Here is a 9061-nt window from a genome sequence, read left to right on the forward strand (position 1 = left end):
CCGACCGCCGTCGGCCGGCACCGCGTCGAACGCCCCGCCGACGGCCCCGGCCCAGGGCCGTCCGGGGTGCGGTGAGGGCCGACGGCAGGGCCGGCGACCCGCCGGCCCACCCTCGGCACGGGGTGGACGCGCTCCGGCCCCGTGCCGAGGCCCCCGGGCTCAGCCCCTGGAACCGGAGAAGCCGGAACCGGAGAAGAACGACCACGTTGACACGTTGCGTCGGAGAGGAACGGACATGCGACGGTTCACACGCCTCGGCGCGGCGCTCGCGCTGGCGCTCGGGCTCGCGGTCCCCGCCGCCACGGCTCCCGCGGCGGCCCACGGCGGCCCGATCGACGTCGACCTCGGCACGGACGGGGCCGGCGGCGTCTCCGCGACGCTGACCTGGGCGGGGGACGGACACCCCGTCGAGGAATCGGCCGTCGTGGTGGTGCGGGCGGTCTCCGACTCGGGCGAGGAGGTCGGTCCGGTCACGCTCACCTCCGCGTCGGAAGGCGTCGGCTGGTACCGCTCCGAGCCCCGGTTGCTCGACGAGGGGCACTGGACCGTGACGGCGCGCGTGAAGGAACCGAAGAAGGCGAAGGTGGAGACGGAGCTCGACGTGGCCGCCCCGCCGACACCCGAAGCGTCCGAACCGGAACCCGCGGAGGCGGCTGCCACCGCGGACGGTGCCGAAGCGGCCGCGACGCAGGACGCCCCGCCGGCCGCCGGCCTGGCGGGGTGGGTCGGCTGGGTGGTGGGTGCGCTCGTCGTCGGCGCGGCCGTGACGACCGCCGTCGTCCTGCGCAGGCGTACGACATGACCGAGAACCGACGAGAGCGAGCCGGCGACGCCGGAGCGGCCCGGACACGATGGATCCGGACACGATGGATGCAGCACCCGTACAGGAGGAGAGCACGATGACCCGACCCATCACCCTGTTCACCGGCCAGTGGGCCGACCTACCCCTGGAGGAGGTGGCCCGGCTCGCGGCCGGCTGGGGGTACGACGGCCTCGAACTGGCCTGCTGGGGCGATCACCTCGACCCGTGGCGGTGGGACGACGACGAGTACGTGGCCGGACGGCTCGACCTGCTGGAGCGGCACGGGCTGAAGGTCTGGGCGATCAGCAACCACCTCAAGGGACAGGCGGTGTGCGACGACCCGATCGATCAGCGGCACCGCGACATCCTCTCCGACCGGGTGTGGGGCGACGGCGACCCCGAGGGCGTCCGGCAGCGCGCGGCCGAGGAGATGAAGTGCACCGCCAGGCTCGCCGCCAAGCTGGGGGTGCGCACGGTCGTCGGATTCACAGGATCGTCCATCTGGAAGTACGTCGCGATGTTCCCGCCGGTCACCGCGGACATGATCGACGCCGGATACGAGGACTTCGCGGACCGCTGGAACCCCATCCTCGACGTGTTCGACGAGGTGGGCGTGCGGTTCGCCCACGAGGTGCACCCCAGCGAGATCGCCTACGACTACTGGACCACCGTCCGGACCCTCGAGGCGATCGGCCACCGGGAAGCGTTCGGCCTCAACTGGGACCCGTCGCACATGGTCTGGCAGGACCTGGACCCCGTGGCGTTCCTGTGGGACTTCCAGGACCGGATCTACCACGTGGACTGCAAGGACACCAAGAAGCGGATGACGAACGGCCGCAACGGCCGCATGGGTTCCCACCTCCCGTGGGCCGACCCGCGGCGCGGCTGGGACTTCGTCTCGACCGGGCACGGCGACGTCCCCTGGGAGGACGCCTTCCGGATGCTCAACACGATCGGCTACGAGGGCCCGATCTCGGTGGAGTGGGAGGACGCGGGCATGGACCGGCTCGTCGGGGCGCCCGAGGCGCTCGAGCTGGTGCGCCGCCTGGCCCCCGACGCGCCGGCGGCGGCCTTCGACGCGGCGTTCAGCCGCAAGGAGTAGCCGCCCGGGTGCCCGGGCGGCCAGAGCAGGACCCGTTCGAAGGAGAACCGTCATGACCACCTCCACCGACGTGAAGCGTCGGACCTTCATGCGGCTCGCGGCGTCGACCGTCGCGGTGGGCGCGGGCACGCTCGCCGCGGCACCCGCCGTCGCGGCCCCGCTCGCCGAGGGTCGCGGGCACGGCCGGCGGCTCGTTCCGCCCGGGCACCTCGGCATCCAGCTCTACACGATCCGCGACAAGGTGCGGTCCCTCGGCTTCCGCACCGTGTTCGAGCGGCTCTCCGAGATGGGTTACCGGGAGATCGAGTTCGCCGGCTACACCCAGGGCACGGGGCCCATCACGCCGCAGGAGATCCGCACGCTGCTGGACGACAACGGGCTGACCGCCATCGGCTCGCACCGGGGGATCGGTGACTTCGCCGCGAACATGGAGGCAGAACTCGACGTCGCCGAGATCCTCGGCATGGCGCACATCGGCACGGCGAACGCCCCCACGGGCGACCGGACGGTGGACGGGTACCTGGCCGCCGCCGAGCAGTTCAACGGCTTCGGCGAGGCCGCCGCCGCCCGCGGACTGAAGTTCTACCAGCACAACCACGACGGCGAGTTCGGATTCGCCACGGACCGGCCCGACGTCCGGCTCTACGACGTGTTCCTGGAGAACACCGACCCCCGGTACGTCTTCCTGGAGATGGACGTGTACTGGGCCTTCGTCGGCAAGCACCGGTACCCGGGCTTCGAGCCCGTCGACTACGTGCTCGCCAACCGGCGCCGGTACCCGCTGTTCCACATCAAGGACGGACGCGCCGAGCCGGAGACCGACTCGGGCTACAGCATCGTCGAGTTCGGTGCCGGCGACATCGACTACCGGGCGTTCCTCGGGGCGCTCGCCGGCAGCGGGCGGCACCACCCCATCTGGGAGCAGGACAACGCCGCGCAGGTGGCCGAGCCGCCGCACCCGGTCGACTCGCTGGGCAACGCGGAACGCAGCGCCGAACGCATGCTCGCGCTGCGGGCGAAGCACTGCTGATCCGCGGGCACCGTTCGGATCGGTGAGCGTGGGCGGCCGGGCGCGGGCGGCATCCGCGCCCGGCCGCCCCCCACGTCAAAATCGGTGTCCGGATCGGGGGTTCCCGAAGTAGTCCGATCGCCATGGAGGGCAACCGCCGGGCCGGTTCGGTGGCGCCCGTCACAAGGAACGGTCGGGCATCGCCAACGGATCGTCAAAATGGCTGCTCACCTGCGGCGACGCGGTGTGTCCGGGGTCACCGGCCGTGAGTTGGCATGCGGGGCCGCACGTGTGTAATGTTCTCGACGTCAGCCCGACGGGCAGACGGACAGCTGGGAACCACACGGTGAACGGTTGGACGTGCCGGGGCTTGATCCTCTCCTCTGAGACATACGGCATCGTGCCGTCTCGATGCAGATTTCGGGTTCGATCCGGGATTTGCGGGACGGAATCGGTGGTGGTAAGTTTAAGAGGTTGCCCCGGATTCGGGTCAGATGAAATGTCTGAGTCGGAACGGTGTGCGTCGGTTGTTTGAGAACTCAACAGTGTGCTTGATAGTCAATGCCAATGTTTAAGGCTCTTCCCTTTTGTGGGAGGGGTTGTTTTGGATCGGATCGGGCAGTTTGTCTGTCTGGTCTGAGCTGGTATCAGTTAAGCTCTGTGAAGAGTGTTTTCTTTTGCGGAGAGTTTGATCCTGGCTCAGGACGAACGCTGGCGGCGTGCTTAACACATGCAAGTCGAACGATGAAGCCCAGCTTGCTGGGTGGATTAGTGGCGAACGGGTGAGTAACACGTGAGTAACCTGCCCCTCTACTTCGGGATAAGCCTTGGAAACGGGGTCTAATACCGGATATTCAGTCTCTGCCGCATGGTGGGGGTTGGAAAGATTTTTTGGTGGGGGATGGGCTCGCGGCCTATCAGCTTGTTGGTGGGGTGATGGCCTACCAAGGCGTCGACGGGTAGCCGGCCTGAGAGGGCGACCGGCCACACTGGGACTGAGACACGGCCCAGACTCCTACGGGAGGCAGCAGTGGGGAATATTGCACAATGGGCGCAAGCCTGATGCAGCGACGCCGCGTGAGGGATGACGGCCTTCGGGTTGTAAACCTCTTTCGACACGGAACAAGGCTTCTCGTTTTCGGGGGGTTGAGGGTACGTGTAGAAGAAGCGCCGGCTAACTACGTGCCAGCAGCCGCGGTAATACGTAGGGCGCAAGCGTTGTCCGGAATTATTGGGCGTAAAGAGCTCGTAGGCGGTCTGTCGCGTCTGGTGTGAAAACCCGAGGCTCAACCTCGGGCTGGCATCGGGTACGGGCAGGCTGGAGTGCGGTAGGGGAGACTGGAATTCCTGGTGTAGCGGTGGAATGCGCAGATATCAGGAGGAACACCGATGGCGAAGGCAGGTCTCTGGGCCGTTACTGACGCTGAGGAGCGAAAGCATGGGGAGCGAACAGGATTAGATACCCTGGTAGTCCATGCCGTAAACGTTGGGCACTAGGTGTGGGGCAGGTTCCACCTGTTCTGTGCCGTAGCTAACGCATTAAGTGCCCCGCCTGGGGAGTACGGCCGCAAGGCTAAAACTCAAAGGAATTGACGGGGGCCCGCACAAGCGGCGGAGCATGCGGATTAATTCGATGCAACGCGAAGAACCTTACCAAGGCTTGACATGCACCGGATCGCTGCAGAGATGTGGTTTCCGTAAGGTCGGTGTACAGGTGGTGCATGGTTGTCGTCAGCTCGTGTCGTGAGATGTTGGGTTAAGTCCCGCAACGAGCGCAACCCTTGTCTCATGTTGCCAGCGGGTGATGCCGGGGACTCATGGGAGACTGCCGGGGTCAACTCGGAGGAAGGTGGGGATGACGTCAAATCATCATGCCCCTTATGTCTTGGGCTTCACGCATGCTACAATGGCCGGTACAGAGGGTTGCGATATCGTGAGGTGGAGCGAATCCCTAAAAGCCGGTCTCAGTTCGGATCGGGGTCTGCAACTCGACCCCGTGAAGTCGGAGTCGCTAGTAATCGCAGATCAGCAACGCTGCGGTGAATACGTTCCCGGGCCTTGTACACACCGCCCGTCAAGTCACGAAAGTTGGTAACACCCGAAGCCCACGGCCCAACCGTAAGGGGGGAGTGGTCGAAGGTGGGACTGGCGATTGGGACTAAGTCGTAACAAGGTAGCCGTACCGGAAGGTGCGGCTGGATCACCTCCTTTCTAAGGAGCACTTCGGCTCGTCGCCCCTGGGGTGGCGGGTCCAGAAGCCGCGCCATGACCGAACGTGTCGTGGGTGGTTGCTCGTGGGTGGAACATTGACGAAGGGCTCTGCCTCTTGTGTGGGGTTGCCTCTAGTACGCCGGGTGCCGGCCTCTCTCTTGCGGGGGGTGGTGGTGGCCGGGCTGGAACGGGTGACGCCTGGGGGTGGGGTCTGCCGAGCACACTGTTGGGTCCTGAGGCAACCGGCTCTCGGGATCGTCACGACCGGGTCGCGGGTTTTTTTGCTCGTGGTCGGGGTGGGGGTTCCTGGGTGGGGTGTTTCGTGGAGGGTTCGGGTCATCGCTGGAGCGATACCGCCAGGCCGGGATGGTGTGGTTGGTCGTTCGTGGGTGGTGGGTTCGTTCGTTGCTTGAGAACTGTATAGTGGACGCGAGCATCTCTGGACATGCCAGTGGCTCTGTTCTCATCCTTGGGGTTTTCATCCTTGGGGTGGGAGGGGGTGTGCTGGTGTGTTCTGTGTAGTGTTGTTGAAGTTTTTTAGGGCACAGGGTGGATGCCTTGGCATCAGGAGCCGACGAAGGACGTTGTAGCCTGCGATAAGCCTCGGGGAGCTGGCAGACGAGCTGTGATCCGAGGGTTTCCGAATGGGGGAACCTACCCGAAGTCATGTTCGGGTACCCGCACTTGAATTCATAGGGTGTGGGGGGGAACGCCGGGAAGTGAAACATCTCAGTACCGGCAGGAAGAGATATTCTGTGAGTAGTGGTGAGCGAAAGCGGATGAGGTTAAACCGTGCGCGTGTCAAGTTGTCAGGCGTTGCGTGTGCGGGGTAGTGGGAGCTTCTTCAGATCTCTGACAGGGTCTGGGCCAGTGAGAAAGTCGTGTGATAGCCGAACCGGGTTGAATACCGGACCGTAGAGGGTGGGAGTCCCGTAGGTGAAATCGTGCGGCCTGGTGGAGGTTGTCCCGAGTAGCACGGGGCCCGTGAAATCTCGTGTGAATCTGCCAAGACCACTTGGTAAGCCTAAATACTCCCTGATGACCGATAGCGGACCAGTACCGTGAGGGAAAGGTGAAAAGTACCCCGGGAGGGGAGTGAAATAGTACCTGAAACCGTGTGCCTACAATCCGTCAGAGCCTCGGCGTCTCCTTGTGGGGCGTGTGGGGGTGATGGCGTGCCTTTTGAAGAATGAGCCTGCGAGTTAGTGCTCGGTGGCGAGGTTAACCCGGGTGGGGTAGCCGTAGCGAAAGCGAGTCCGAACAGGGCGGTCCAGTCGCCGGGTCTAGACCCGAAGCGGGGTGATCTAGCCATGGGCAGGGTGAAGCGTCGGTAAGACGGTGTGGAGGCCCGAACCCACCAGGGTTGAAAACCTGGGGGATGACCTGTGGTTAGGGGTGAAAGGCCAATCAAACTCCGTGATAGCTGGTTCTCCCCGAAATGCATTTAGGTGCAGCGTCGCGTGTTGCTTGCTGGAGGTAGAGCTACTGGATGGCCGATGGGCCCGACAAGGTTACTGACGTCAGCCAAACTCCGAATGCCGGTAAGTTGAGCGTGGCAGTGAGACTGCGGGGGATAAGCTCCGTGGGTCGAGAGGGAAACAGCCCAGATCGCCGGCTAAGGCCCCTAAGCGTGTGCTCAGTGGGAAAGGATGTGGAGTTGCTCAGACAACCAGGAGGTTGGCTTAGAAGCAGCCATCCTTGAAAGAGTGCGTAATAGCTCACTGGTCAAGTGATTCCGCGCCGACAATGTAGCGGGGCTCAAGCACACCGCCGAAGCCGTGGCAACCACACGCATACATTACGGTCAACTTGTTGATTGTCAGTGGTGTGGTTGGGTAGGGGAGCGTCCTGCAGCCGTGGAAGTCCCGGAGTGATCCAGGGGTGGAGGCTGCGGGAGTGAGAATGCAGGCATGAGTAGCGAATGACGGGTGTGAATCCCGTCCACCGAATGACCAAGGGTTCCAGGGCCAGGTTTATCCGCCCTGGGTAAGTCGGGACCTAAGGCGAGGCCGACAGGCGTAGTCGATGGACAAGGAGTTGATATTCTCCTACCGGCGAAGAACCGCCCATACCGAGTCCGGTGAGACTAACCATCCCGAACCTTCCACCACAGTCTTCGGACTGTACCGGGGGGTGAGGCGTGGGACCTGATCCGGTAGTAGGTAAGCGTGTTAACAGGGGTGACGCAGGAAGGTAGCCGCACGTGGCGATGGTTGTCCACGTCCAAGGTCGTAGCCCGTTCCGTAGGCAAATCCGCGGGACATGAAGGGTGAGGGCTGATGGTGACCACTTATGTGGGAACGTGGTGATCCTCTGCTGCCAAGAAAAGCCTCGACGTGAGGTTCTAGCCGCCCGTACCCGAAACCGACTCAGGTGGTCAGGTAGAGAATACCAAGGTGATCGAGCGAATCGTGGTCAAGGAACTCGGCAAAATGCCCCCGTAACTTCGGGAGAAGGGGGGCCCAACCCGTGAACCCTACTTGCTGGGGGGAGCGGGGGTGGGCCGCAGAGACCAGGGAGAAGCGACTGTTTACTAAAAACACAGGTCCGTGCGAAGTCGCAAGACGATGTATACGGACTGACGCCTGCCCGGTGCTGGAAGGTTAAGAGGACGAGTCAAACCCTTGCGGGTTGAAGCTCAGAATTTAAGCCCCAGTAAACGGCGGTGGTAACTATAACCATCCTAAGGTAGCGAAATTCCTTGTCGGGTAAGTTCCGACCTGCACGAATGGCGTAACGACTTCTCCGCTGTCTCGACCGCGAACTCGGCGAAATTGCACTACGAGTAAAGATGCTCGTTACGCGCAGCAGGACGGAAAGACCCCGGGACCTTTACTACAGCTTGGTATTGGTGTTCGGTGCGGTTTGTGTAGGATAGGTGGGAGACTGTGAAGCCCGGCCGCCAGGTCGGGTGGAGTCATCGTTGAAATACCACTCTGATCGCTTCGGGCATCTAACCTCGGTCCGTGATCCGGATCAGGGACAGTGCCTGGTGGGTAGTTTAACTGGGGCGGTTGCCTCCTAAAATGTAACGGAGGCGCTCAAAGGTTCCCTCAGCCTGGTTGGCAATCAGGTGTCGAGTGCAAGTGCACAAGGGAGCTTGACTGTGAGACTGACAGGTCGAGCAGGGACGAAAGTCGGAACTAGTGATCCGGCCATGGCTTGTGGAAGCGTGGTCGCTCAACGGATAAAAGGTACCCCGGGGATAACAGGCTGATCTTGCCCAAGAGTCCATATCGACGGCATGGTTTGGCACCTCGATGTCGGCTCGTCGCATCCTGGGGCTGGAGTTGGTCCCAAGGGTTGGGCTGTTCGCCCATTAAAGCGGTACGCGAGCTGGGTTTAGAACGTCGTGAGACAGTTCGGTCCCTATCCGCTGCGCGCGTAGGAGTCTTGAGAAGGGCTGTCCCTAGTACGAGAGGACCGGGACGGACGAACCTCTGGTGTGCCAGTTGTTCCGCCAGGAGCACGGCTGGTTGGCTACGTTCGGAAGGGATAACCGCTGAAAGCATCTAAGCGGGAAGCCTGCTTCAAGATGAAGACTCCACCACCCTCGGGTGGGAAGGCGCCCGGAAGACTACCGGGTTGATAGGCCGGAGATGGAAGCCCAGTAATGGGTGGAGTTGACCGGTACTAATCCGCCAACAACCTCAACAACACACCCCACACCCACACACTGTGTGTGTGCCGGCTGTTCGCGTCCACTGTACGGTTCCCGAGAAACGACCAAACCACCCCCCACGGGTGCCGGCAGGCACAACGAAGAGGGGGGGCCTGTAGCCCTGGGTTGGTTGGTGAACTCGATAGTGTTACGGCGGTCATAGCGTAGGGGAAACGCCCGGCTCCATTCCGAACCCGGAAGCTCAGCCCTACAGCGCCGATGGTACTGCCCCCGCCAGGGGGTGGGAGAGTAGGACGCCGCCGGACCCCCTTTCAC

The 9061-nt window shown here is 63.2% G+C and carries 3 protein-coding genes and 3 rRNA genes; all 6 read left to right on the plus strand.

Going from position 1 to position 9061, the window contains the following annotated elements; genetic code table 11:
* Positions 1 to 235 precede the first annotated feature (235 nt).
* Positions 236 to 802 carry a hypothetical protein gene (locus tag IIE03_RS09935; RefSeq protein ID WP_192862595.1) on the plus strand — a complete coding sequence of 189 codons (567 nt, stop codon included), beginning with the start codon at positions 236 to 238 and terminating at the stop codon, positions 800 to 802.
* A 97-nt stretch (positions 803 to 899) separates the two neighbouring features.
* The gene (locus IIE03_RS09940; protein ID WP_192862596.1) at positions 900 to 1904 is read left to right on the plus strand and encodes a sugar phosphate isomerase/epimerase family protein; all 1005 of its coding nucleotides are present in this window, start codon (positions 900 to 902) and stop codon (positions 1902 to 1904) included.
* 52 nt (positions 1905 to 1956) lie between these two features.
* Complete coding sequence (locus IIE03_RS09945) at positions 1957 to 2934, plus strand: sugar phosphate isomerase/epimerase family protein (protein ID WP_192862597.1); 978 nt, start codon at positions 1957 to 1959, stop codon at positions 2932 to 2934.
* 655 nt (positions 2935 to 3589) lie between these two features.
* Positions 3590 to 5124, plus strand: a 16S ribosomal RNA gene (locus IIE03_RS09950).
* 526 nt (positions 5125 to 5650) lie between these two features.
* A 23S ribosomal RNA gene (locus IIE03_RS09955) occupies positions 5651 to 8781 on the plus strand.
* A 153-nt stretch (positions 8782 to 8934) separates the two neighbouring features.
* A 5S ribosomal RNA gene (rrf, locus tag IIE03_RS09960) occupies positions 8935 to 9051 on the plus strand.
* The 16S, 23S and 5S rRNA genes sit together here, the layout of an rRNA operon.
* The last annotated feature ends 10 nt before the right edge of the window (positions 9052 to 9061 follow it).

Origin of the sequence: Myceligenerans pegani (assembly GCF_014892515.1) — a bacterium.
GTDB lineage: Bacteria > Actinomycetota > Actinomycetes > Actinomycetales > Cellulomonadaceae > Myceligenerans > Myceligenerans pegani.

What these genes read in the sequence shown, in the direction of transcription:
- IIE03_RS09935 (WP_192862595.1), top strand. Translation starts at nt 236, where the DNA reads ATGCGACGGTTCACACGCCTCGGCGCGGCGCTCGCGCTGGCGCTCGGG.
- IIE03_RS09945 (WP_192862597.1), top strand. Translation starts at nt 1,957, where the DNA reads ATGACCACCTCCACCGACGTGAAGCGTCGGACCTTCATGCGGCTCGCG.
- IIE03_RS09940 (WP_192862596.1), top strand. Translation starts at nt 900, where the DNA reads ATGACCCGACCCATCACCCTGTTCACCGGCCAGTGGGCCGACCTACCC.